This window comes from Calidithermus chliarophilus DSM 9957, from assembly GCF_000430045.1.
Classification (GTDB): domain Bacteria; phylum Deinococcota; class Deinococci; order Deinococcales; family Thermaceae; genus Calidithermus; species Calidithermus chliarophilus.
This window is the reverse complement of the sequence record NZ_KE387023.1, coordinates 1,032,709-1,033,505: the sequence shown is the minus strand read 5'-3', so window position 1 is coordinate 1,033,505 and position 797 is coordinate 1,032,709. Positions and strand designations below refer to the sequence as shown.

General features: G+C 74.5%; 1 protein-coding gene. It reads left to right on the top strand.

All coding sequences use genetic code 11. From position 1 onward, the window contains the following. Positions 1-681, top strand: a 681-nt coding sequence (locus MEICH_RS0104930; protein ID WP_027891687.1) for a M35 family metalloendopeptidase, incomplete at its 5' end; no start/stop codon positions are given. Positions 682-797: the final 116 nt, after the last annotated feature.

Below are 797 nucleotides of genomic sequence, written 5' to 3'. Positions count from 1 at the left end.
TCGAGCGCCTCGAGGCCCGCCCTCGCGCGCCGGGTCATCCCGCGGCTGGTGAACTGCACCGCCGGCAACGACGGCGCCCCGGCCGACCCGGTGGCCGAGCTGACCGCCGTCGAGGACAGGGCCCGGGCGATGGCCGGCGCGGTCTCGATCCTCCTGACCCTGGCAGGGGGGCTGACCCGGGCGGGCATGGGCGCCCCGGGCTCGGTGCTGGAGACCGCCTTCGAGGACCGCTTCGGGGTGCCCCCGGCGGTGCGGGGCGGCTTCATGAACCGGCTCACCGGCGGCGTCGTGCCCACCCTCGACGAGGCTCGAGGCCAGGAGATGGAGCTCATGGCCCGGCGCTACGGGCTCATCGCCAACGCCTTCGACGGCCCCCTGCACTACCGCTGCATCGGCGGGGCCAGCTCCTTCGGCGGGTGCAACATCCCCGACTGCTCCAACGACGCCTGGTCGTGCCCGGGGGTGGACGCGATCTTCCTCTGCCCCGGCTTCTGGGCCCCCGGCCCCCCCGGCACCCAGTCCACCCTGCTCATCCACGAGGCCTCGCACATGATCTGGGAGCGCGTGATCCACGGGGCCCGCGGCTCGGGGGGCAATTTCCGCCACGCCGAGTGCTACGCGAGCTTCGTGGCCGACATCTTCGGCATCACCCCCGGGCTGCCCGCCTGTCCCATCCCCTGAAGGAGGCGTATGAGCCAGCAAACGCCGCAAGCCGCCAAAGCTCCCGCCCCCGCCGCGCCGCCAGGGGCCAGGGGAGTCCTCCAGCGCAAGTGCGCCTGCGGCGGCACGCCGGGGCC